Source organism: Pontibacter sp. E15-1 (assembly GCF_022601975.1).
Taxonomy (GTDB): domain Bacteria; phylum Bacteroidota; class Bacteroidia; order Cytophagales; family Hymenobacteraceae; genus Pontibacter.
On record NZ_JAKVIR010000018.1, the window covers coordinates 16803 to 41067 of the forward strand.

General features: G+C 52.0%; 17 protein-coding genes. 8 read left to right on the forward strand and 9 right to left on the reverse strand.

The genetic code is table 11. The features are described from left to right. Nucleotides 1-16 precede the first annotated feature (16 nt). From MKJ04_RS13590 to MKJ04_RS13630, 9 genes are all read right to left on the reverse strand, one after another. Nucleotides 17-3136 carry a SusC/RagA family TonB-linked outer membrane protein gene (locus MKJ04_RS13590; RefSeq protein WP_241642197.1) on the reverse strand — a complete coding sequence of 1040 codons (3120 nt, stop codon included), beginning with the start codon at nucleotides 3134-3136 and terminating at the stop codon, nucleotides 17-19. Between the two features lie 1256 nt (nucleotides 3137-4392). After that, nucleotides 4393-5070, reverse strand: a complete 678-nt coding sequence (locus MKJ04_RS13595) for a GDSL-type esterase/lipase family protein (RefSeq protein ID WP_241642198.1) — start codon at nucleotides 5068-5070, stop codon at nucleotides 4393-4395. 77 nt (nucleotides 5071-5147) lie between these two features. Then, nucleotides 5148-5915, reverse strand: coding sequence for a DUF1080 domain-containing protein (locus MKJ04_RS13600; protein WP_241642199.1), 768 nt, complete (start codon nucleotides 5913-5915; stop codon nucleotides 5148-5150). Between the two features lie 74 nt (nucleotides 5916-5989). Beyond that, complete coding sequence (locus MKJ04_RS13605; RefSeq protein ID WP_241642200.1) at nucleotides 5990-6253, reverse strand: hypothetical protein; 264 nt, start codon at nucleotides 6251-6253, stop codon at nucleotides 5990-5992. Nucleotides 6254-7396: 1143 nt separating this feature from the next. Then, nucleotides 7397-9049, reverse strand: a complete 1653-nt coding sequence (locus MKJ04_RS13610; protein WP_241642201.1) for an ArnT family glycosyltransferase — start codon at nucleotides 9047-9049, stop codon at nucleotides 7397-7399. A 299-nt stretch (nucleotides 9050-9348) separates the two neighbouring features. Continuing rightward, on the reverse strand, nucleotides 9349-10710 hold the full coding sequence (locus MKJ04_RS13615; protein ID WP_241642202.1) for a hypothetical protein: 1362 nt from the start codon (nucleotides 10708-10710) through the stop codon (nucleotides 9349-9351). A 445-nt stretch (nucleotides 10711-11155) separates the two neighbouring features. Continuing rightward, a complete protein-coding gene (locus tag MKJ04_RS13620) occupies nucleotides 11156-11425 on the reverse strand; it encodes a hypothetical protein (protein ID WP_241642203.1) in 270 nt (89 codons plus the stop codon). Nucleotides 11426-11583: 158 nt separating this feature from the next. After that, nucleotides 11584-13275, reverse strand: a complete 1692-nt coding sequence (locus MKJ04_RS13625) for a PAS domain-containing hybrid sensor histidine kinase/response regulator (RefSeq protein ID WP_241642204.1) — start codon at nucleotides 13273-13275, stop codon at nucleotides 11584-11586. A 31-nt stretch (nucleotides 13276-13306) separates the two neighbouring features. Further along, the gene (locus tag MKJ04_RS13630; RefSeq protein WP_241642205.1) at nucleotides 13307-15745 is read right to left on the reverse strand and encodes a GNAT family N-acetyltransferase; all 2439 of its coding nucleotides are present in this window, start codon (nucleotides 15743-15745) and stop codon (nucleotides 13307-13309) included. A gap of 77 nt (nucleotides 15746-15822) precedes the next feature. Here MKJ04_RS13630 and MKJ04_RS13635 point away from each other — a divergent pair, with 77 nt between their 5' ends. The 8 genes from MKJ04_RS13635 to MKJ04_RS13670 all read left to right on the forward strand — a co-directional run bounded on the left by MKJ04_RS13635 (nucleotide 15823) and on the right by MKJ04_RS13670 (nucleotide 24101). Continuing rightward, nucleotides 15823-16224, forward strand: a complete 402-nt coding sequence (locus MKJ04_RS13635) for a hypothetical protein (RefSeq protein ID WP_241642206.1) — start codon at nucleotides 15823-15825, stop codon at nucleotides 16222-16224. Between the two features lie 564 nt (nucleotides 16225-16788). Continuing rightward, nucleotides 16789-17763: a helix-turn-helix transcriptional regulator gene (locus tag MKJ04_RS13640; RefSeq protein ID WP_241642207.1), complete on the forward strand. Its 975-nt coding sequence runs from the start codon at nucleotides 16789-16791 to the stop codon at nucleotides 17761-17763. Nucleotides 17764-17781: 18 nt separating this feature from the next. After that, nucleotides 17782-18447 carry a CRISPR-associated endoribonuclease Cas6 gene (locus MKJ04_RS13645; protein ID WP_241642208.1) on the forward strand — a complete coding sequence of 222 codons (666 nt, stop codon included), beginning with the start codon at nucleotides 17782-17784 and terminating at the stop codon, nucleotides 18445-18447. Nucleotides 18448-18449: 2 nt separating this feature from the next. Continuing rightward, nucleotides 18450-19019, forward strand: a complete 570-nt coding sequence (locus MKJ04_RS13650) for a hypothetical protein (protein ID WP_241642209.1) — start codon at nucleotides 18450-18452, stop codon at nucleotides 19017-19019. Continuing rightward, the gene (cas3, locus tag MKJ04_RS13655; protein ID WP_241642210.1) at nucleotides 19016-21175 is read left to right on the forward strand and encodes a CRISPR-associated helicase Cas3'; all 2160 of its coding nucleotides are present in this window, start codon (nucleotides 19016-19018) and stop codon (nucleotides 21173-21175) included. The genes MKJ04_RS13650 and cas3 overlap by 4 nt, the downstream gene beginning before the upstream one ends. Nucleotides 21176-21178: 3 nt before the next feature. After that, entirely contained in the window at nucleotides 21179-22486 is a 1308-nt protein-coding gene (locus MKJ04_RS13660) for a hypothetical protein (RefSeq protein WP_241642211.1), read from the forward strand. 21 nt (nucleotides 22487-22507) lie between these two features. Then, complete coding sequence (locus MKJ04_RS13665; RefSeq protein WP_241642212.1) at nucleotides 22508-23554, forward strand: CRISPR-associated protein Cas7; 1047 nt, start codon at nucleotides 22508-22510, stop codon at nucleotides 23552-23554. A gap of 28 nt (nucleotides 23555-23582) precedes the next feature. Next, nucleotides 23583-24101, forward strand: a complete 519-nt coding sequence (locus tag MKJ04_RS13670) for a CRISPR-associated protein Cas4 (RefSeq protein ID WP_241642213.1) — start codon at nucleotides 23583-23585, stop codon at nucleotides 24099-24101. The last annotated feature ends 164 nt before the right edge of the window (nucleotides 24102-24265 follow it).

Sequence of the window (24265 nt, forward strand, 5' to 3'; positions counted from 1 at the left end):
TCGTTGCTGTTTTTTATTAGAAATCAATACCGACGTTCACTGAGTAAACTGGTGTCAGTGGATAGCGGCCGTAATCGACGCCAATGGCAGCCTGATTAGGGTTTTCAAGCCCGCCCACATGCGACCCCACTTCCGGGTCGTACCCAGTGTAATCGGTAAGTGTGTAGATATTCTGAGCACTTATGCCCACCCTTGCCCCTTTCAGGTACTTCAATTTGGTCATGAGCGAACCTGGCAGGTTATAGGTGAGTGTCACGTTTTTAAGTCTTACAAAAGACCCGTCCTCAACGTATTTGTCTGTGTGGCGCTCAAAATTGTTGTTCTTATTGCCGCCCGACATCCTGGCTACCGTGGTGCCAGGGTTCAGGAGATAGGGATTACCCTCTGCATTCAACGCCACGTTGGCATAATCAAAAGCTCCCGTAAAAAGGTTACGCCCTAGGTTGATGTTATTGGGGTTGGTGTTCTCACTGCGCAAATAGTTATAGATGTCATTACCTATAGTGCTTGTGATCAACATACTCAGATCAAATCCCCTGTATGAAAAACTGTTGGTGAAACCGGCGTAGTATTTCGGCCATGGGTTGCCAATAAAGGTCTGGTCCTCTCCCGTGATAATGCCATCCCCGTTCACGTCGCGGTACTTCACATCCCCTACCCAGATACTGTTCTCGGAAATTGGAAATTCATTACCGTTTATGTCCGCAGGCAGGGCGCTGTTCTCCAGCTCCTCGACAGACTGGAATATACCATCCTCTATGTAGCCATAAAACAGCCAAGGCGCTTGCCCTACCACGGAGCGCTGCGTCCAGTTATTCCACTCTCTGGTAGGCTTGTTCAGGATGCTGCTTTCGGAAGAAAGGGTTTTGAGCTCGGTCTTAAAATGAGACAGGTTGAAGTTAGACGACCATTGAAAGCCCCCATTGTCGATATTGATGGTATTTAAGGTAAGGCTCCACCCTTTGTTCTGAAGGGAACCGATGTTTACGGTCGGGGGTGAGATCGCACCGCTTCCGCTCGTGCCCATGTACCAGGGCAAAGAGGCCTGCAGGATCAGGTTGTCGGTGTCTTTGATATAGTAATCTGCCTCCACTTGCACCCTGTTGTCAAACAAGCCCAGGTTTATACCAAAGTTGTTTGTCTTTGTCTCCTCCCACTGATAGTTCGGGTTCGGATATCGGTTTGGTATGAAGCCCGTGCCCCACGGCGTTGGGCCTGCTCCTAGTGTGCCATATATAGCGCCGCCATCGCCCTGATTACCTGTAAGGCCAATCTCATACCGCAACCTCAGGTCGCTAATGAATGGAACGGTGAAAAAATCCTCTTCAGAAATTCTCCAGGCAGCTGAAACTGACGGGAAATACCCCCACCTGTTTTCCGGTCCAAAATTCACGGAACCATCTGCCCGGAAAGCAGCCTGCAGGATGTAGCGATCATCAAAGTTATAGTTGATCCTGCCCAGGTAAGACTCCATGGCCCAGTCGCCCTGACCACCGCTTGTCACACTTTTGAGGATGTCCCCGGCATTCAGGTCGAGCACGTCGTTTGTCTGGAAACCGCGTCTTTCCCCGGATAACTGCTTCCAGGCAGACTCCTGTGACTCGTGGGTTGCCATGACATTGATACTGTGCTTGCCCAACTGCTTGTTATACACGAGCATTTGGTTCCAGTTCCAGTAGGTGTTCAGATCGTCTCTGTTGCTTAGGCGAGCCTCCGGGTTTTGCTGATAGCCAAACTGATAAGTTGGCAGGAAAAACGTGGAGTTGGAAAAGTTAACGTTACCGTTCACAGAGGTATTGAAATCCAGCCCTTCGAGTATCTTGAACCCAAGCGTTATCCCTCCTAATAATTGTCTTCTGGTCAACTCGTTAGTCGTGAGGTTTGCCAGACCGATGGGGTTTGGCGGAGTAAACTGCTCAGACGTGTTCCTTGAGTTTACCGTTCCCCCGCCATAAGTTCCATCAATGTTTCGCACCGGGATATGGGGAGGCAACTGGATTGCCCTTGAGATCAGGTTCGATTGTGTGGCGGACAGCCGCTCGTTTGTCTGGGCGTAGTTGAAATTACCTTTGATCGTAAGCCATTTTTTGGCCTGGTTGTCCAGATTCATCCTGACAGAGTATCGGTCAAAGCCGGAGCCAATCGCAACGCCATCCTGGTTTAAGTACTCTCCGGAAAGGAAATACGTGGTTTTCTCGCTACCGCCGCTCAAACTCACCTGATGCTTTTGCATGGGTGCGCTTTTGAAGAGTTCATCCTGCCAGTTTGTTCCCTCACCCAGTAAAGATGGGTCTAAAAACTCTTCCCGAACATCACCCCCGGCAATCGTTTTATATTGATTGTCCATTTGTGCATATTGCCTCAGGTTCATCACGTTGAGCTTGTCTGGGGCATCCTGTATACTGTAGAGGTATGCATAGTTTATACGCACTTCGCCTGCCTTTCCCCGTTTCGTTGTAATCAAAACCACTCCGTTTGTACCTCTTGAGCCATATACCGCAGTAGCGGAAGGGCCCTGTAAAATCTCCATGCTCTCGATATCGGCCGGATTCAGCGCTGACAAAGGGTTCCCCCCAGAGGCTGAGGCTCTTCCAGGAATCTGCACGCCATCAATCACGTAGAGCGGCTCGTTGCTTCCGTTGATAGAGTTCACCCCCCTGATGTTCACCGAAATACCGCCACCAGGTGCCCCTGTGTTCTGGGTAACGTATACCCCTGCCGCACGGCCCTGAATGGCCTGCTCAATCGTGGTGTTTACGGTCTTTTCGATGGCGGAAGAGTTAATGGTGGTCTGCGCTCCCGTCAGGTCGCTTTTCCTGATCTCGCCATACCCCGTTACCACCACCTCATCCAGCAGTTTCTGGTCAGGGCGCAGCGTTATTGTCAGGGTGGAGCGGCCGTTCACCGGCACTTCCTGCGCCGTAAACCCGATATAGGACACTACAAGCACCGCGTCGGAGGCAGCCTGCAACTGGAACTGACCCATCGCATCGGTGATGGCCCCGGCCGAAGTTCCCTTCACGCCAATACTCACGCCCGGCAGCACCTGGTTATCCTCCGAAGACACTACTTTTCCGCTAATTGCCTGTGGTGTCTGGGCAAAAGCGCATATGCTCTGCAGGAATAGAATAGCCACCAGCAATGGGGCTATCCTCCAGACGCTCCGCGATTTACAGGAAGAGCATTTCAGCCGATTCCATCTGAAGTTGTACATGTGTTTCATCTTGCTTAGTATAAAATTGGTGAAGGTTAGATTTCCTATCCAGGAGGCAAGTTTTCTGTTACCTATCTCCCGGTTTACTCCATACATCACCTTCGCTTTCTAGCAAAAGTGATTAATCAATTATCAGTTTAAAATAACTCCGGGATAAAGAAAAAGCTAGTGGCAAAGGATCAGTGCCAACGTTGGCATAAACTTGCGAACTTTTATTTACATTTACAAGTGCTCACTGCCTAATTCTTTTTCCGGAGACTCTTTCTAAGATTTATTCGATTCTGCTCGTTTTACTGATGAACAGAATTATCAACGCCTATAAGTGCAAAGCACTGCGCTATAGTGGTTTTTCTCTCGATGGAGCGTAGTGTGCTATCGCTTACGTTTCTGCTAACCTGATTCTTAGGCGATTAAAATAATCACTGTCTGAAGCCTTGTCCTTTACTTCCAAACCATGATTTCAACTCCAGTCACAAATTTTCCACTATAGCCAGGTATTTAGAAGGAGCATCCATGGTCCTTATTCTTCTATAATTCATACCCCTCAAAACACATTAAGTAATTCTGCGGCAGAACCTAAAATAACTGTAACAAAAATAACTATAATCAATCCAGTAGAGTAATACAATTTTATCAAAAATTGTAACTAAAGCGCTTGTATCTGCTATGCTCCTGCTATTCAGCCGTGAGAAATCAATCAAAATGATGAAATGCAATCTGAAGTGAAAGTAATGGAAAATCAACTGAGGCAGGACCTTGTTAGTTCCCAGCGGGGTTCAGAAGCTATGGCAGGCTATCAGGAGGACATGAATTTGAGCTACCAGCCCAGACAGGGTATACTATTCCCAGAGGCACCGCATACATCCTATTTTGCACTTGAAGGTCAGTGTATATTCAGGGAGTATGGGCGGCGCGTATGCTCCATGCCTTGTTATACAGCACAAGCTCTCTACCGACAGCAGATGTTATACCTGAAATATGGACAAAAAACGGCCTTCTCTGCAAATGCTAGCAGAGAAGGCCGTTCGGTATGATTATACCTGTCTGAGCGCGCTATGGCGCAAGCGCTTATGCCTTATAAGCAATCCAACCTGCCGCACATCGCCCAACAATGGCAGCACAAGCGGACGCTTGCGCCGGTGTTTGTAAACTCCACTCGATAATGATATACCCCTGACTTAGCGCTTCGCCTCTGCGGAAACGGACAGTGCGTGGGTGGCTTGCAGGGCCTTGTAAACTTCTCTGGCGATTAGGGCTGCACCCTCGTCGTTAGGGTGTATGCCGTCCTTGGTGAGGGTTCCTTTGCCCAGGAACGGCGTGTAGAGGTCGATGGTTTTTACCCTGGTCTTCCGGGCGATCTTTTTCACGGCAGGCAACACTTCGTTTTTCACCACCGCTTCGTTGATGCCCCATTTATCCTCAAACACCGGCACGGGGTAGCACACGTACACCTGTGGGTCGGCGGGGAGCTTTTTGAAGGACTTCACAAATTTTTTGTAGTCGCGCACAAACTCGTCCTTATACTGCCAGTTCTGTGGCTTCGAATCATTTGTGCCCAGTTTGATTAGCACAATATCAGGGTTCCAGGCAAGCACATCCGCGTACTTCGCCTCTTTCCAGTAAGGGAAATCGCCCTTCTTCAGCAAGGTGCGGCCGCCAATCCCGTAGTTTCGGACCTCATACTCCTCGCCCAGCAGTTTCTGCAGTTTCTGAGGGTACGTCTCGGTCAGGCTTGCCCCCTCCGTGATGCTGTTGCCCACACAGGCGACTTTTATTTTTGCCTGAGCCAAGGCTGGCAGGACGTGAAAAAAGGACATTAGCAAGGCCACAAGGCCTATGGATACCATTCGTTTCATGTGCATCTATTTTGTTTAAAATTCTCGGATATCATATTCCTTAACTGGCTGTGGGGGAAAAAGCGGAAAGTCCCGGCTTACAATTCCCTGATCCAGATGTTGCGGTACTGCACGGGGTTCCCGTGGTCCTGCAGCGAGATCGGGGCCTTGCCGTGGGCTTTGTACTCGGGCAGGCCAATGTACTCCGTCGGTCCTTTCAGCTCGACGTTGTTCTGCACCAGCACGCCGTTGTGCAGCACCGTCACGCGGGCGGGGGTAAACAGCGCACCGTTTTCTTTAAAGCGCGGGGCGGTATAGATGATGTCATACACGTTCCACTCAGACGGCTTGCGCATGGCGTTTACCAGCGGGCGGTGCTGCTTGTACACGCTGCCTGCCTGGCCATTGGCATACGTGCGGTTCTCATAGTTGTCGAGCACCTGCACCTCGTAGCGGTCCTGCAAAAAGATGCCGCTGTTGCCCCTGCCCTGGCTCGTGCCCTTTACCTCGTCGGGGGCGCTCCACTCGATGTGCAACTGAAAATCGCCAAACTCCTGTTTCGTGGAGATGTTTCCTTTGCCCACGGTAAAGGCATTGTCTTTCACCTTCCAACGCGCCTCACCCTTGCCGTCGGTGGCTTTCCATTGTGAGAGGTCCTTGCCGTCGAACAGCACGATAGCGTCGGAAGGGGCACTGGTGCTATTGGCCGCCGGGGTGACCACGCGCACTTCCGGCTCCCAGAACTCCGTCATTTCAGGCACCATCTTGGGTGGTTTCGGGGTTTCCTGCGCCTGCGCCTGGGTATAGGCCAGTAGCGCCACGGCCAGAGCGGCCAGTATAGCTTTCGTTCGCATCGTGTTGTTCATTGGTCGTTTTATTTTGTCAGTAAGTAAATCGTCCTCCAGTCTGCCTCTTGGTATAAATAATCTGAGGCAGTTTATTATGTATGCTGTGGCCATACCCCTATTTCAGAGAGTTGATCCAGAAGGCTATTTTTATACCCCCTGCGTCGGGCGTGGGCGGCATCGGGGTGGCGCAATCCGGCCAACTCGGCGGCTTTGGCCGCTGGATGGGTCGTGGCCGAGTTGCGCGTGCTTGTCTCGCTCAGGCTCACTTTCTGCCCTTCCGGTAGGCTGTTGAGGGTATAATAACCAGCAGAGGTCATCACCCTGGCAGGAAGCACAAGGGCACGGGATATCGGCAAAATCTGTATTTTGTTAGGAAAACGTAGCATTAACCGTTCGAAAGTGGCACGGCCGAAAAGCTGGGTACAAAGGGAATGATTGGCGTGAGCGTCCCGCCGATTGCCAGGCCCTGCCCTAAAATTGCTGTGGTTGCCTCCTGCGCTGCACAAAACAGTGCTACAGCTTTGGCTACTTATGGCAAGCGGCTTAAAAGCAGAGACAGGCAGTTTTGACGTCATTGTTGCGGAGAGGCTGAAAGCTATATCAGGAATAGCCGGTAAGTGAGTCATTCATTTCAGGGGTAAAGTAATGCATTGACGTGACAAACACAATACTAAAGAAATGTTGGAGGGGGACATAATCCCCCTCCAGCATAGATAACTACTCACTTTCTAACACTATCTTTATACCCGGATCAGGGTAGCGTTCTTTGTGCGGAACCACATGCCAGCGGCTTTGCTGCGCATTCATACTTCTGTCCGGTCTTTATTATCTGTTTAGGTTCTGAGGCTTCCGTTTCGATCTTCCCTTTCCGACACTTCACTGTGTCTCGGGTGATTGTTTCAGCAAACCTGCCTCAAATAACTGCACGTTTTATTCTCTTTTACCGGGTTGCCTGCTTTTTGGTAAAGCAACCGGCTTTCAGTCCTGAGATATCATTTAAAAAACTTTAAATAGCACCGTACGGTGTTAAAAGTTCTCTTCTGATTTAGTGTAATTCCTCTTTCAACATTCAGTGAGTAAGTAATTACGATGACAAGGTAATAAAACATTTTTAAAGAACTAACCTTTAAGGTAAAAAAATGACAATATTTTTTAGTTAATTTAACGCAATAGCAATAAAAGCTTCTGTTTATAAGCAAATCAGTTGGCCCCAAAAGCCTTATTCAGGCAAAATAGCAGGGTCTTGCTGCTTAAGTAGCTTTTTAAATCGAGGAAAGGCCGAAAGCAGCCATCGTATACCCGCCGCCTTTGTGTTTATCCTGAATGCATACCTGTAGTTTAGCCCATGTATAAATTTCTCTTTAGGAAGCAAATTATCCGGGAACGGCTCTGGCAAAACGCTCACTGACCAGCACGACCGCCTGAGCAACGATCAATACGAGTCGTCAGATACTTGAACAGACAGTTTGCTGCCCCGAAGATGCCTCGTAAACAGGCTCTCAGCTCCCCTCTTGCGGCGTTCTTTCGGTGAGCAGGTACATGTGGTATTTCTTTTCCGGGGCTTCGGTGCTGTAATTGTACACGTTGAGTTTGCGCAGCCATACCTCTCCAGCTGCCGGGGCGGCGCCTATAGGTATGGGCTTTACGGAGAACACTATGGCCGGGAGCTTGCCGGGAATTTGCAGCCTGCGGTTCACGATCCGGATGGTGTCTACCTCCTTGCCTACTTCCCACACACTTTCGGGGCGCATGCCGTTTACCGAGTAAAAGGGCAGCAGACGCAGTTCATTCAGTTCCCGTACCTCCTCCAGCCCAGCGTAGTCGTGGGCAGGCGCCGTGATACGCTCATAGATCGGGATGGCCACCATCAGCAGGACCACATGCAGCCCCACGCCGCTGATGAATAAGTTTGCGGCTGCCTTTTTACGAACGAGCCAAAGCACGCCTGCGGCAGCCGCCAGAAAAAATACGGAAAAAGCTGCCAGCGCTCCGACTGAGATGGCCTGTACCCTATAGGCAAAAAAGTAGAGAAACACAGGCACTGCACCAACCGCCAGCGCCGTGATGCCACCGAAGGCCTGCAGAATACGACGGTCCCAGGCACTTCCCCGGCCGGCAGCAAACGCATCGATCAGGTACTTGAGGTAATGCGCGGTGAGTAATGCCATCGGGAGGAGCATGGGCAGCAGATAGCGCTCTTTTTTCTCCGGCACCAGCGAGAGCAGCACCACCGACACCAGCACCCAGGCTGCCAGAAAACGGTAATTGCCATAGCGCCCGATGCGGGGCCGGGCGTAGGGCGCGAGCAAGGCCACAAACGTGAGCAGGGTCCATAGGCCCATTTCCCCCGGGAAAGTCCAGTAATACCACACGGCCTTCACGTGCCGCGATATCCAGGCAGTGCTTTCCGCAGACATGTTTCTACTCAGGCTCTCCGGCTCAGCCACATGCACGTAAAGAGGCCAAAGCATGGCCACAACCGCGCAAATGCCCAGGGCCAGCAGCATACCGTTTCGCTTTTCCTTCACCTCCCGCAGGCCATACCCATACGCGTAACTCAACAGGAAAGGAAGCAGCAGGGCGTAAAACGAGACAGGGCCCTTGCTCATAAACGACAGGCCCAGAAACAAGCCGCTCAGGGCGAACACTCCGTATTGCTGCCCTTGCCGCCGGTACGCCACTACAAAAAGCCAGATCGCGCCCAGCATAAAGCTATGGCAGTATATGTCCCAGGTGGCCTGCCGCCCCAGGTGCACAAAAAGATAGGAGGAAAGCAGCACCAGGCCTGCCAGAAAAGGCACCAGCCGGTCGCGGGTGAGTTGGCGGGCCAGCAGAAAAAGAAACAGGACGGTGAGGCCCGCCATCACGGAGGCCGGGAAACGAAGGGCTGCCAGGTTGTACATGTCTCCGGCACGCACTCCCGCCAGTGCCGTCGCCCAGGTGGGAAGCGGGGGCTTAGCCAAACGCAGTTCGCCGTTCATGGTCGGGATGAGCCAGTTGTGGTGCTCCGTCATCTCGCGGGCAGTGATAAAGTTGCGGGCCTCCATCAGGGTTGGCTCCAGCGCGCCCAGGTGCGTGAAGAACGTGAGGCCGGTCAGCAACAGCAAAACCGCCAGCTGCACATACGTGTTTGCGAGATACTTATCTTTCACTTGCTCACTCATCCATTTTTGCCTCTACGGTATTGATCCCCTGCGTGCCACCTGGCCGGAAGATTGTCAACGTACAAAGGAATTCTGTCAACTATCTGTATGGAGCCGTCTTTTTCTCTTTTACCAATACGCATACTATGCTGTTTATCAATTATTTGCCGCTAAAAAAATCGCTTCTGCTGGCACCATAGCAAAAAAAGCCTGTCGCTGCCGCCTCATAACGAGGCAGAAGCAACAGGCTTTTCCATACCCTCCCCTACCTGTCGTCAGGCACAAGGGCGGTTTATGAGCAGGCTTTTTTAAAAATACACCTGATACTGCAGCCAGGCAGAGCTGGCGTTGGAGGCTTTGGTCACGTCGCCGTTTGCCTGCTGCGCATACACAGGCCGCACCTGGTAGTTAAGCGATAGCTTAGACTGGTGCTTGCTGAGGAGCCAGTTGATGCCAGCGTCATACACATTCACCGGGTCCTCCAGGCGATCGTAGCTTGAGCGGCGGTACGATGCATACGGCAGCAGCGTGCCCTGGTCGCCCAGCAGCTCGTTTGGTAAGCGGAGGCCCACCTGGGTATACAGCGTCTCGCCGGTCCCAAACATGGGGTAGGCATTGCCCGCGCCATTAAAGGCCGAGGCGTCACTGTTGCCGTTAGCCGGGTTCATCAGGCCGTTGTTCCGGATATAGTTTTTCCCGTAATCCGTGTTAAAATAGCCAGCGTAGGCCGACAGAGCATACTTATTCTCCTGCAAAGGCATGTCGGCAAAAGCGGCCACCGACCACAGTGTCATGTTCTCATACACCGGGTTCACGCCGTTGTTCGTGTGCCAGGTGGCGTCTCTCTGGTAAATCATACCTCCCTCCAGGTTCAGGATGCGCCTGTCGCCCAGGTACGTGCCGGTCATATAGGGGGTGGTGTGCGGCTCTTTGTCGAGGAAGTTATACACCAGCAAGCCCTGGTATTGCTTGGTATGGCCGAAGGTGGTGAAAGTGGCATTGGGACCAAGGGGCGGGGCTGTCTGCCCGTTCGTCTGCACTGGAAAGGGGTCTGTCAGGGCCACGCGGTAGTCGAGCTTGCCGACCTGGCCACGGGCATACACGCTCAGCTTGCGCCCGAACTCATCGGTCTGGTCTACGGTGGCCTGCGCGAACACAGGCACGTCGGTGGTCATGATGGTGCCGATGCTGGGTTGCGAGAAGCGGCTCAGGCCGCCCGTGATGGTCAGTCCGCCGCCCAGTTTCAGCATGTCACTGTCCTTAAACACCTTGTACTCGGCCAGCGCGTCGTGGAAGAAGGCCTGCAATTTTCTGTTGCCCGCATTCTGCGCCAGGTAGTTGAAGTTGTTCATCCCGAACTGGGTATAAAAGAACACATGATCCGAGAGCTGCCCGTAAAGCTGCATGCGCGTGCGCCGGAGGCCGATGTCCACGGTATTGTCCTGCAGGTCTCCGTTCACTGTGGTGCCGGGGTTGCTGTCGTTCCAGCGGAGCCATACCTGTGCCAGGAAAGTAGCTTTGATGTATTTAGAACCGTCTTCAGTCAGATTATACCGCAACTCAGACTTGGGTTTGGCTGCGGGGGTAAGGGGCGAACTGGTTTGTTGTGCCAGCGCTGGTTTGGCCAGGCCGAGCACGGCGGCCAACACAGGCAGTAGGATTTTTTTCATTGTAGGTGAAAGGTGCGTTGTTGAAATACAAAGATTAAAAGAAAGGCATAGCCAGACAAGCTGCGGGCACGGCTTCTGACAAATAGGTGTGTTGAAGGCGGCTGTCACCTCTCACACTAAATAATAAGCACTAGCGCAAGCGTCCGCTTGTGCTGCTATTATTGGGCGATGTGCGGTAAGTTGGATTGTAGTATCAATATTCAAGTACAACTTTTCCTCGGAGCGGTAGGAGTGGGTTATTTTTCTGCTGCTTCCGGATGAGCAATCATGACTGAGCAAAATCTATCTGATAATGGTATAATTAGGCACAAGCGGACGCTTGCGCCAGCAGAGAGATTCACAAATGCTAAATCATACCTTCAACCTAATCTACCCATTCCTACACCTTCCAAGAACACCCATACCCCCAAGTAGGGAAACTCGGGGTATAGAAGAATCCTCCTGACTAGAGGTCGCATTTAAAATAATCTGCGCTGTAGCCGGGAGCGGGCGTGTCTCCGATACGTACCAGGCGGTCGAGGCGGATCTCCTCGCCTGTGGCCAGGAGCAGGTATGCTGCCCCATCCGTTTCGATCAGCTCTGTGGGTACAGCCGTGGTGGTGGCAAACTCCCGGATGTCGGTAATGTACTGCACCCGTATAAATGGCCTATTGGTCACCACCTCCTGAAGATATTCTCTAAAACCGTTTTCCACGGGTTTATATGCCTGTTCCATCGTGTTGTTTTCTGTAAGATGAGGTGATTGAGGATTGTGTTTCAGTTAGCCGCATCGCGCAGGCAGGCATTGAAAAACCTAAACGCTTGTATGGTATAAAACCAAAGCGCAGGGCACAGCGGCAGGCATCGCCAAGCGTTGGTACCTGCCGCTGTGCTTTATACCCACTTCTTCAGCAGCGCCACCAGATCCTTATTGGTAAAAGGCTTGCAGAGGTGATCGTTCATACCCGCCTGCATGCTCTTGGAGATATCGTCTTTGTAGGCGTTGGCCGAAAAGGCCACAATCGGGCTGACGATTTCTGCACGCCGGAGCTTGCCTGCCGCCTCCAGCCCGTCCATACCCGGCATCTGGATATCCATGAAAATCAGGTCGAAGGGGTGGGCCAGCGCTATCCGCACGGCTTCTTCGCCGCTTTGGGCGGTGGTTACCCTGGCTCCCAGGCCTTCGAGCACAAACTGCATGAGCATCACGTTCACCGCATTGTCGTCCACTACCATAATCTCCACGTTCTCGCGCAGCCTGAAGGCCGGGTCTATCGTGTCGTCCTCCAGTTCCACGTTTTCCCCTCCCACGTATTCCAGCTGCACCTCAAACCAGAACATGGCACCTTTCTCCTCCCCTGGCAGCGGACTGACGATGCCCATGTCGCCGGCCATCAGGTTGACCAGCTTCTTGCAGATGGCCAGTCCCAGCCCAAAGCCGCCGTACTTGCGCGTCATGGACTGGTCGGACTGGGTGAAGGAGTCGAAGATAAGTGACTGCTTGTCTTTCGGGATACCGATGCCCGTATCCGTCACCATGAACCTGACGACAACCTTCTTATCGTGCTCGTGGAGGGCCTCCAGCCTGCTGTGCACCGAGATGCTGCCCGACTCCGTGAACTTGATCGCGTTGCTGATCAGGTTGATAAGCACCTGGTTGATACGGGTCGGGTCGCCGATGACCACCTGCGGCACGGCCTCCTCCACGGTATAGGAAAAAGCGATGTGCTTGCCCTCGGCCAGGTGCCTGTAGGGTTCGAGGTGCGAGGCGATGGTTTCGCGGAGGTTAAACGGGATAGACTCGATGCAGATCTTGTCCTGCTCTATGCGGTGCAGGTCGAGGATATCGTTGAGCAGTTTGGTGAGTGTGGAGCCTGAGGTTTTGATCAGGCTGACGTACTGGGCCTGGCTCGCGCTCATGGCCGTGTCCATCAGCAGGTTGGTGAAGCCCATGATGCCGTTCAGCGGCGTCCGGATTTCGTGGCTCATGCTGGAGAGGAAATGGCTTTTCGCCTCGTTGGCGGCCTCTGCCTTTTCCTTGGCCTCGTGCAGTTCCTGCTCTTTCTGCTTTAGCTCCGAGATGTCTTTGGCAATAATCAGGATGCCGTCTTTTTCCTGACTGCTGTTGCGCAGAAAAGAGAACGAGCAGGACGTGGGGATCATGGCTCCATTACTGCTGGTCAGCAGCAGCTCTACGTTCAGGCACTTGCCTCTTTCCTCAAACTTTGCCTGCAGGTCCTGCACAGTGCTTTCGCTGGCACAGCGGAAATCGGCAAACAGGTGCCTGCCCACTACTTCGGCCTCGGTAAAGCCCGTTGCCTCCTCAAAAGCCTCGTTCACGTTCCGGATGGTATAGTCTGTGTTGAGCACCAGCAGCATGTCCACAACGCCCTGGTAGATGCTTTGCATAAAGTCGCGCGACACGGTAGATCTCTTGAGTTCCTGCCCCAACATGCTGACCCCGGAAATCACCGCGTCCATTTCGTCGCCAGAGTCCGAGGGTTCCAGTTGGTACTCGAAATTTCCGTTCGCCACTTCGGCAATCAGGGTAATAATATCCTCAATCTTATCTTTCAGAACTTTCACGTGTTTACTCCTTGTTATATAGCACCGGTGCTTACTCCCGCTCCACGGCGATGGTCGCCTCCATCATCTCCATCGCGAAGTTGTCTTTCGCCTGGTAGTAACCGACCTTCGGGTACAGCACCGCCCCTATTCTCTTTTTCTCGATGGTGGCAGATATGCCAAAGTTTATTTTCCCGCACTTCAGGGCGTTCGCCCGCCTGATCACTTCGAAGAGGGTTTGCCTGTATACCCCGTACTCCAGCAGGTACTCATAATCCATACCGATGAGCATAGGGCTGTATACCTGCGCCGCGTTAAGGTGACAAAAGCAAACCGCCACCGGGTTCCGGTTGATGGAATATTCCTCTTTTATGTACAAGACCACAAACTCCCAGGCCGGGTTCTCATTTATCTGCTGAAACAGCTTTTCAGGAAAATGGAAAGAATTTATAGCAAAATTATTGTTCTTTACATTCCGAAACAGCTGAATCGCGCACTGAAGTTCGTCTTGGGATAATTTACTTTTAATCGCGACAGTATAAAAGTGATGGTTGCGTTTAATTTTCTGAACGTAGTGCCGCCTATTCTTCTGGGAGAGCGCCCGCACGTAATCCTCCTCGGTCTGGTTGCTCAGTTTCTCCACCACACAGGACTCCGGCAAATCGATTTTCACAAAGCCCTGGTCCACCATAAACTCGTGCATCTCAGTGTCGTCGGCTGGGAAGTCGCGCAGCAGGATATTGCTCACCTGCTCCTGCTCCTGCTCCCGGAAAAGCGCCTCCAGCAGCAGCTTGAGCGCCCCTTTCCAGTCGGGGCTTTCGCGGTCCAGGTACAGGTGATTGCCCTCCGTGAAGAGACCGCCCATGATGATGCCCCGCGAGGTCAGGTAGTAGGGGTTCTGCTCGCGCTCACGTTCAATGGCCATCGAAACGGAGGCCTGCGAGAACATGTCCTCCTTGTGCAGCGACGCCACCGTGAAGGTCATCAGAATGGTTTTGCCTGCGGTGTCCTTTACCTCAAAATACCGGAACTCCCAGTTGCTCTCCTGTTCCTCGTTCCCGCTGAAGGACGCCTCCAGAAACCGCATGCCCTCCCAGTCGAACATGGCCCGGTGCCCGAGGTGCCTGTTCCACTCCGCTTCGGGGATGCCCTCCACGGAGGTATGGGTGACCAGCCTGAGCGGCCCGGCTGCCTGCGGTAGCGCCTCGGTTGCCGCAACCTGCGGAGGCGCCATCTTGAAGGCCTTCCTGATTTTCTCGTCTGTCTGGTTGGTGGCCAGCAGCGCCTTCCGGAAGTTCGTGTCCAGTTTGCGCACCATCAGGTCAATGTCGTCGAGAGAGTTGTTGCGGGAGATGGTAATCCGGATGCCGATGTTCTTGGCCGGCACCGCCGGGAACGTGGCCAGGTTCACGTAGATGCCGTCGCGGATCAGTTCCTGCACCAGGTAATTGCCCATGTCCATGGTGCCGGTGCCCACAAAGAAGATCGGGCTGTTGTTTTCGTGCACCAGCGGCAGGCCGGTTTTTTTCAGCAACGTGTTGCAATAGGTTATCTTGTGTTGCAGCTCCTGCTGGAGGGCAATTATCTCGTCGCTGAGGTGGATGCGGGCCGAGGCGATGGCCGCCCCAAGCGTGGCTGGCTCTATCTGCACCGAGAAGGTGAGGGGTCCCCCGAAGGTGTTCACCTTGTTATACCATTCCTCGCTGGGGAACACCGAGAGGCCGCCGCAGGCCCCGAAGCCCTTGCCCAGGTTGGCGGTGAGCACCATCTTGCGGTACAGGCCGTCTTCCATCTGGCTCATCACATAGCCTGTGCCGTGCTTGCCGGCCCAGCTCATGCCGTGGGCATCGTCGACGTAGAGGTATAACTGCTCGTATTTCTCGGCCAGCGCAATCATGTCTTTGATGGGGGCATAGTCGCCATACATCGAGTACACGCCGTCGGCCATGTACCAGATCCGGTCGTACTTGTTCCGCAGCTTCTGGATGCGGTCTTCGAGCATCTCCAGGTTGTTGTGCCGGATCATCTCCACGGTAACGCCCTGGCTCAGCATTTTCTTCACGGCCTCCTGTATGCTGGCATGCACCTGGTGGTCCAGAATCACGAGGTCGGTTTGCCGGATAATGCTGGGGATGGTGGTGAGGTGAGACAGCGTGCAGTTTTTAGAAATAACAACGGGCGCACGATACATCTCCCAGATGAGTTGCTCCAGGGTGCGGTACAGGGGGTTGGAGATGTAGGTCCGCGACATCGGGAACTGCGTGCCATACCGCTCGATGGCATCGATGGCCCCGCGTTTCACGGCCGGGTGATGCTCCAGGGCCAGATAACCGCAGGTGCCAAAATGCAATACCTTATGGCCGTTCAGGGTCAGCGACTCGCCTGTAAGCACCTCATCCTCAGCATGCAAATGAATGATGCCTTTCTTCTTAGAGACGGCCAGCACAGCGTCTACGGTATCTAAGATGTTGTTATGTCTAATTTTTGCCACTTATTTTTGCTAAAATTGTTGTACAATTGTTGTGTGCAATTCGTATCAAGATTACTGTCTAACCAAGGGATGCCTATATGAAAAAAATCTACAACAAGGCCGAAAACAGATCGTTCGAATCTGCCTATATCAAGATGTCTATCATAGATGGGATATTGCACTTTACCTACAAACAGATTGAGAACATGGACCTCGACCTGGCAAAAACCTGCGTGGCCGACCGCCTTCGTTTCACCGGTGACGCATCATACCCCTGCCTGGTGGATGTGATCATGCTCAAAAGCTCATCTAAAGAAGCCCGCGACTACTTCGCGACGGCAGGCAACCAGGGCATCATCGCAAACGCCATCCTCGTGAACTCCAGCGCCTTTAAAATGATGGCCAATTTCTATATCATGGTGAACAAGCCGGTAAATACCACCCGCATGTTCACGGACAAGCAGAGCGCCCTCGAGTGGCTGCAGCAGTTTAAAGACTAAATTTCTCCTGATTTCACCCTCTCTTTACGTTTCCTTAATTCCAACAATACTCCCCGTCCACGGAACCGAAACGCCCTGTTCGAGTGAGCAAGCACTGCCCTCCCGGACTACTGTGCAATTAACAGGACTGCCCTATCAAATACAAGCTATTTCTAGGTATTCGCGCACATAAATCTGCTTGATTACAACAACGCGCCAGCGCACTTCCTAAACTACAGATGCAGCAAGTATAACTGCCCGGCATCCCCCACCCTATCTCTTGATTGTGCCATTCCCTGGCAAAGACGTTTCGCCGGTATAAAAAGACAAGATCCGGGTGATGTATCAGGCATTTTTCTGTTCCCAGGCTATTCAATGGGCTTCTATACCCACAATCAGCCACCTATAAGCATTTTACCATTTTTTCTTACTAGCATCCTTATTTAAGTGTCCTGCACCTAAAATGGAATATAGTCTTTCTTAGTTCCCTGTGTGGAAAAATCTAGCGAAAACATGCAAAGTTTATAATATACAAGGGCGAATATTTCGCAAAATGTTATAACTTTAAGAATAGCCGCCCAACCCATGAACAAACTTAACATCCTCAGAAGGCACCTGACTGTGCTACGCTTGGTTCAGCCACCGTTTACATACCCCAGCAAAGCCAAGATACTGCACCGCCTAGAGCAGGAGGACCTTGAATCCGTTTCGCCCAGAACCTTTGAGCGGGACGTTAAAGAGATTGAGTGCTCCTACGGTATAAGAATCGCGCACTGCCCGCGGCGCAGAGGCTATTTCCTGCACCAACCCGAAGACGAAGACCTTTCTAATTTCAGGCAATTCTTTCAGTTGCTGGAGCGCAGCGAGCGACTTGCCTTTCTCACCAATTCATCGGATGCCCTGCGCAGCAGCAAATACTTGCTGCTGGAGGAAAGTCAGTCGCTGTCGGGCCTGCAGCATCTGCCCGTGCTCTGGAACGCCCTGCGCCTGCAACAGGAAGTCACCTTTGGCTACCAGACTTTTAAGACCCCATTGCCCAAACCATACCAGGTAGACCCGCTGGTGCTGCTGGAGTACCGCAACCGCTGGTACCTGGCCGCCTGGGATGCAGCAGACCAGCGGTTCAAGACGTTCGGGCTGGAGCGCATGCAGGCCCCCGCCCTCACCCAACTACCGGTGCAAACAGACCGTCGGGCAGCCTTTCTGGCCCTCAAGCAGGATGCGCTGGGAGTCACCATTGGACCGGAGCACGAAGTGGCGCAAGTTGTAATAAGAGTGGATACCGCGATGGCTCCCTATATCAGAACTGTGCCCCTCCACCATAGCCAGATCGTTACTGCCGAAGACAAAGCTGGCATGACTGTCTGTTTGCACATTATAATCAACCACGAGTTAGAGAGTGCTATTTTAGGCTTCGGGGAGCATGTGGAGGTGTTGGAGCCGGTGGAATTACGGGAGAGAATACGGGGGCGGGTACGGCATCTTTTAGACCGCTATCAAAATAAAGAAACAAAAAACAACGCGCTCCGCAAGAATGTGGCGGAGCGGTTTCCTAAATAGCATCAACAACCACAAGATATGAGGATACAACTTAAACTATCGCCAAACACCCAGCCGGTTCCCTTCAACCACCTGCATCAGCTGACCCAGCGGCTGCACCACTGGCTGGGGCCGGAAAATGAACTGCACGACGGCCTGAGCCTATATAGCTTTGGGTGGCTGAAGGGAGGTACGGCAAAGAAAGGAGCACTCTCCTTCCCGACTGGTGCCAGCTGGCAGATTTCTTTCCATGATGCAGAAGCGACCCGTAAACTGCTGATGGGTATCATCAACCAGCCTGAGCTTTTCTGCGGCATGCGCATATATGAAGTGCAGGAGCTACCCACACCTGCTTTCGGAGAACAATACCGTTTTCTGGCAGATGGGCCTATTGTTGCCCGGCAGGTAAGGCCGGACGGTTCACGCGAATACCTGCTGCATGATGCTCCGACCGCTGACCTTGCCCTCACCGCCACGCTACGGCACAAGCTGGAAAAGGCCGGTCTCTCTGCCGAAGGCGTTTCTGTGGCTTTCGATCGTACGTTCCTGACACCACGCCACAAGCTGGTGGAAATAAAAGGCATCAAGCATAAAGGCAGCATCTGCCCGGTGGTGGTGGAAGGCCCGCCCGAGGCAGTGCAGTTCGCCTGGCTGGTGGGTGCTGGTGAGTTAACGGGAAGTGGTTTGGGGGCTTTGAGTTTATAGGTATGGAGGCAATGTACATAGTAGAATACAACGGCACCTTCGGGTTTATCAAACCCTGGACAGCGGTACGCGATGAAAAAACGTTCAGCCAGCAATTTCTGACACCTTCCATTATAGAGGGCCTTCGACAGAAGCTGGGCGTAACTGCCATTCTGCGGCACAAGCTTATGCATGCCGGAACCTCACTGCAGCAGGAAAGGACACAGTCCAGAGCGTTTGAGGAAAAACGAAAAGGAGGATTGAGACAGGCGGCAAGGGCGCTATCCATCATCAACAGAGGTATTATGCTGTACCCGCACCTGTGGCTGGCTTTTCCCACACTGGCAGATGCTGAACTTGCAGCCGAGCAACATATCTGCCTGAGTCGCAACGAAGATGTGCTGCTCCCCTCTTCAGGTATAGATACAGTATCAGAAGCTGAATTCGACAGGATGCCTGGCTTTGAACTGCTGTTCGGAGAAACGCCAAATAGCATTTTAGTAGGTCACAACCGCTACGAAGGCAATGTGCCTATGTATGGCGAAATTAGAATTACGGGTAATCCGATATTAGACCTCAGCCTAGAGCTATGACTTTACTAGCCAAAAGCCCAGAACAGGGAGGCCTTACCCTACATGACCATACCCGACAGGTGACTGATGCCATTGTGCTCTTTGCCAACGCCTATGGAATGCCAGCTGACCTAGCCGAAAAAGGGGCGCTGCTGCACGATTTAGGAAAAGCGCATCCATATTTCCAACGGGTACTGAAAGGAGAGATAAATCAGGATGAGGCACTACGTTCCATTCCGCACCGACATGAACTGTCGTCGCTGCTGTTTCTGCCTCTCTTTAACCGGGAGGACTGGGAGCCGCTTGTGGAAATGGTCGTTGCGCATCACAAGTCTGTGGAAGAGGACGCTCGTAGCCGTGGACTACTGGACCTGCTGAACCAGTATGGCCCAGACAAAGTGTTTCTGCGCCATGCAGAGGATTTTGAGGTTTGGCAACAGAGTTTAAAGGAGGTGCTAACTTCCACGGCTGTTGCCTTTCGGACTATCACGCTTGAGGAAGCGCGGGAAGCATTTAATTTTGCCATAGCCTATGCAGAGAGTATACCTCTTGGGTGGTCTAAATGGCGGGGGCTGCTGATGGCAGCCGATCATTTTGCCTCCGAATTTATGGCTGAGGCAGCCGGTTTGGCAGCTAACTTTTTTAAAACACCAGACCTTAGCTTTTATAACCGGAGCCATCCCCTTTATCCGTTATCGCTTATACCTTCCGATACGGAAAAGCGGCACACGCTCGTCATAGCACCAACCGGAGCAGGGAAAACAGACTTTCTGCTGAAACGCTGTCAGGGCCGAGTGGTGTATACATTGCCATTTCAGGCAAGTATAAACGCGATGTATCAGCGCATCAGTCAAGACCTGAACCAAGGCAAGACAGAAGAACAGAAAGAAGACGTGCGGAGGGTGCATGCAGCGAGCAGAATCAGCCTGAAGAAAAAGGACGGAAAACTGGTCACAGAAGAGCAGTACTTACAGCGGCAAGCAGGCGCAGGCGTTAAAGTTACCACGCCGCACCAGTTGCTTTCGCTCATTTTCCATATCAGTGGTTATGAAGCCCTTTCGCTCGATTTGCAGGGATGTGATATTATTCTGGACGAGGTACATGTGTACAACGGGCAGGTGCGGACGATGACGCTGAAGTTGATTGAACGTTTAGCTGAGATTGGCTGCCGCATACACATTGGTACGGCTACCATAGCAGACTCACTGGTACAGCATATACTTGCCGCGTTGGGCGGAGCGGAAAAAGTGCAGCAGGTGCGCTTGCATGAGGGCGAACTCCAGAAGTTTAACCGCCACGAGGTATATAAAGCATCAGACGAAACCACAGGAAGAGAGATTGTTTCGCAGGCCCTGGCGGCAAACGAGCGAGTGCTGTTTGTGGCAAATAGGGTGAAGCTGGCGCAAGAACGTTACCTGTGGGCGATGGATGAATTTCCGGATATATCCGTCCTGCTCGTGCACAGCCGATACCGCCGTTGCGACCGTGCAGCGTTGGAAAGCGAGATTTACCGCTACAACGAAATGCAGGGACCTTGCCTGGTTATCGCTACACAGGTCGTGGAAGTGAGCCTCGATATTTCATTTGACCGCATGGTGACTGATGCCGCCCCGCTGGATGCGCTGGTACAGCGATTCGGGCGCGTGCACCGCAAACGCACTGAAGCTACCATTGGCACCTACAGACCTGTCCATGTTATCGTACCGAGCGAGGAAGACAAAGACCTGCTTCCGTATGAGCCGGATATTGTCCGGCGCAGTTTTGATGCGTTGCCGAACGGCCTGCTGGAAGAAAATGAACTGCAACGCTTAATAAACAGTGTCTATGGAGATGTCCCGCTTCCTTCTGTCGATGTGCACACGGCACCGCTGCCCATGCTCTGCCACCGCCCAAAGTCTGTGCTATTAGAGGCGCTGGAGATTGAAAGTGCTGTTTGCGTGCGAGAAGAAGACAAAGAAAAATACCTCAAAAGCAGAGGCAACGAACGGCAAACGCTGGAGATACCGGTGCCGTGGAAATCCTTGATGGGGCAAATGTCTCAGATAAGCCCGCTTGAGGTTGGCAGCTATCCCTATATCATTCCTGATGAATGGTATAATTCGTCAGGTCATGCCATTGGATTAACTATACCAAAATCAAATGCTGTTCCTGCAGCTCAACCTACTCAAATGCTATAAGATATGTATACAGCCTATATCGGGAAACGACTTATTGAATTGTATAACAAACGGGAGCAAACACAGCATAATGCGTCTTCCTTCTATAAAGAGGTATATTATCAGTTGTTTTTTGACGATGATCGCTTTCTGCAGCACGTCAACAACTCTAAATTCGACCAGGCTTACAAGCAAAAGAAGAAAACACCGCTTACTGCAGCGATACGTGCACAGGCACTGGAAGCGCAGCTGGTCAGGATTGAAAACGATATGCCTGATGGCTCCTTCTATTTGGGAGGCGCCGCCGCCGATAGCACTGCTGGCACCAGTGGCCAGGTGAACAGTTTAGCCATCGAAATTCCAGCCGAGGATGTATATGCCTCTTGGATTGGAGCCGCCCTAGGTATAGGTGTGAACGGAGGGCTCAATCTTTTAGTGGATTCAGATGCAGTTATACTTGCCCTTCTTGATGGTTGGCACTGGTACAGAGAATATATGAAGCAAACGCCTTCATTAAAGCCTCACCAGATAAACACCTGGAACGGCTGGTGGCTTACCAACGCCTTTGGCAGTCGATTCAACCCTGACTCTCCTTTTACCATGAGGCAGCCGACAGTGGACACTAAAGAAGGAGTAATCAGTTTGAAAACCCAGCCTTGGATACAAGTGATTTTTGCACTGGCGCAGAAGTTGGAAAAGCCGACAACAGCTTATGTATACTCCATGAGCCAGATGAACACAACACTTGGTTTCGTGCAGCTACAGCTACATGAAATCAAGCATGAAATTGACTTATATAATAAGTTAGTCGGAGAAATATCAGGTCTGGATAATATTAAAAGTATCTCAGAAATCTACGAAACGCAATTTGGGTTTGAGCGTGCCTGCTTGCAAGGCGCGATTGGGCTAAGAGCTGTAGAGCCAGCCAAACTGCGGGAGTACATGCCTGGCTTTAAAGGGCCGGCAAAGTCTTTCAAACATGTTCAGGAAAATCAATTATTTAAAATTTACGAAATCTGGATAATCGCTATGCTTAACAACGAACAACTGCTTCAGAAAGCCCAGGATTTGGCCGAAGCGCTCAATTTTTTCTCCCAGGGAGAACGAGGCAAGAAAACCAACGCCCAACTTGTCAGCAACTTCCTCAACAGCAGTTCAAGGCGCGAATTGGTGATTCATGCTACAAAGCTGGTAGAGGAATCGAATGAATCTGCCCAGCAAATAGACGAAGCCTGTGATGAACTGGTAAAGCTGCCGAAGCAGGACTTCCCTCTTTTTATGGCGCTTCTCAGATTGAAGTATGCTGTAGCCGAAGCAAAACAAACTGTATAAAACTTAAAAACATACCCATCCATGAAACCATACCTCTATATCCGTGGCCTGCGTGTGGCCGAACACACTGTTTTTTGCGTGCAAGACGGTCAGAAGACTTATTACGACCCGATTTCGAATAGGAAAGTTGCCTACTCTAGCGGACAGCAGGTGAAGCGCTCCATTCTTGATGCTTTGTCTGAAACAATGGAAGAGCCGCGTGCGCCTATTACCTACAACTATGAAATCAACAAAAAGAAGGAACTGGAAAACAAAGAGCCCTGGTCTCCCTGCGATCCGCATTATGCTGATCAGCTAATTGGTGGATGGATGCGTGCGCGTAAAGATGAAATAACCTTGAAACGCCGTAGCCCACTTTCTATCTCTGCCATGCGTCCCCTGCATCCTTTCTTGGTTAGCATGAACTCAGAGAATATTACATTCGATCGCAGCGAGCACCCGGAGCAAAATCCGGTTCGGGTTTTAAATGCATCCGGTCAGGAACTATCATCAGAGGAAATTCAGGACTACCTTCAATCGAATAAGCGCACTTTACCAAGACGAGCTTGGATACCTGACAACAGCCGCACTACCGGTCTTTTTGTATATGATTTAGCCATTGATTTAAAAAGATTGTTCACCGTCGCTACCAACCAGCACGAGCCAGAGCTAAGCCCGGTTATGCTGGAACAGTTAAAGCAAGATGGGTGGGAGACGTCTTCTGATGGTGAATTCCTGCTCTGCCCAGATGACCGTCGTCGTGAAATTGCAGAAGGATTAGCCGCAGCCATTGTGGAGTGGCAGATAACAAGTAACCAAGCCCGCACTTATAGTCCACAAACTACGCTTGCGCTTGCCATCAGCGAAAATGCTTCCCTTATAACCGCTGCCATTCGGGCCGATCTGGATGAGGAGAACCCGCAACGCGCTGTGCCTATTATTGATACTGTGCCGAAGGTAGATGTGTATACTTCCTTAAACGCCAAAGCTTATATACAAGGTGTATCTGGCACGGCTGATGCTTTGGATCAAGCGAGGATAGCTTTGGAAGAAAGGTTGCTGGCTTTTGATTATGCAGCAGTTCTCTAATGCCAAAAGCATATCGCCCATCGGCGGTATGCTTTTTTCTTACTTCCTCATCTGCCCGCGAAAGGCGTGGCTGGTACGGCAGGGTATCTGGATGGAACAGGAGTCGGAGGACGTGGCATTGGGCAGGCTGCTGGACGAGACCAGCTACGGGCGCAGCGAAAAGCACCTCGACCTGCACGCCACTGCCCCTGATGGGACACCGCTTGTCGGGAATATAGACCGGGCATTACTTCGTGATGGGGTGCTGCACGAAACCAAGAAAGGCCGCTCGTGCCAGGAGGCGCACCTGAGTCAGGTGCGCTTTTACCTGTGGCTCCTGAAGCTGAACGGTGTAACGGGTCCGGGTGGGACACCTTTTAGCGGCCAGATCGACTACCCGGCGCTGCGCCGCTCGGAGCCGGTGGCGCTGGGGCCGCAGCAGGAAGAAGAATTGGCGCTGCAACTCCGGCATCTGAACCAGATACTCGCTGAACCGCACCCGCCGGAGCGCATTCCCAAACGCGCATTTTGCAGTAAGTGCGCCTTTGAGGAGCTGTGCTACGGGTAAGTTTGGCTTTATAGCTACACATACCGCCAGTTTGAGCGAAGCGGGAACTGGTGGTAAAGTTTGACAGCCAGTTTATAACTGGCATACCCAAAACTATACCCTCGCCAGTTACAAACTGGCCTCAATTCAAGCCACAAGTTGCGCTGCCGCTAAACTTGCGGCAT

What these genes read in the sequence shown, in the direction of transcription:
- MKJ04_RS13620 (WP_241642203.1), bottom strand. Translation starts at nt 11,425, where the DNA reads ATGGAACAGGCATATAAACCCGTGGAAAACGGTTTTAGAGAATATCTT.
- MKJ04_RS13615 (WP_241642202.1), bottom strand. Translation starts at nt 10,710, where the DNA reads ATGAAAAAAATCCTACTGCCTGTGTTGGCCGCCGTGCTCGGCCTGGCC.
- MKJ04_RS13600 (WP_241642199.1), bottom strand. Translation starts at nt 5,915, where the DNA reads ATGAACAACACGATGCGAACGAAAGCTATACTGGCCGCTCTGGCCGTG.
- MKJ04_RS13660 (WP_241642211.1), top strand. Translation starts at nt 21,179, where the DNA reads ATGTATACAGCCTATATCGGGAAACGACTTATTGAATTGTATAACAAA.
- MKJ04_RS13670 (WP_241642213.1), top strand. Translation starts at nt 23,583, where the DNA reads ATGCTTTTTTCTTACTTCCTCATCTGCCCGCGAAAGGCGTGGCTGGTA.
- MKJ04_RS13665 (WP_241642212.1), top strand. Translation starts at nt 22,508, where the DNA reads ATGAAACCATACCTCTATATCCGTGGCCTGCGTGTGGCCGAACACACT.
- cas3 (WP_241642210.1), top strand. Translation starts at nt 19,016, where the DNA reads ATGACTTTACTAGCCAAAAGCCCAGAACAGGGAGGCCTTACCCTACAT.
- MKJ04_RS13595 (WP_241642198.1), bottom strand. Translation starts at nt 5,070, where the DNA reads ATGAAACGAATGGTATCCATAGGCCTTGTGGCCTTGCTAATGTCCTTT.
- MKJ04_RS13640 (WP_241642207.1), top strand. Translation starts at nt 16,789, where the DNA reads ATGAACAAACTTAACATCCTCAGAAGGCACCTGACTGTGCTACGCTTG.
- MKJ04_RS13645 (WP_241642208.1), top strand. Translation starts at nt 17,782, where the DNA reads ATGAGGATACAACTTAAACTATCGCCAAACACCCAGCCGGTTCCCTTC.
- MKJ04_RS13635 (WP_241642206.1), top strand. Translation starts at nt 15,823, where the DNA reads ATGAAAAAAATCTACAACAAGGCCGAAAACAGATCGTTCGAATCTGCC.
- MKJ04_RS13650 (WP_241642209.1), top strand. Translation starts at nt 18,450, where the DNA reads ATGGAGGCAATGTACATAGTAGAATACAACGGCACCTTCGGGTTTATC.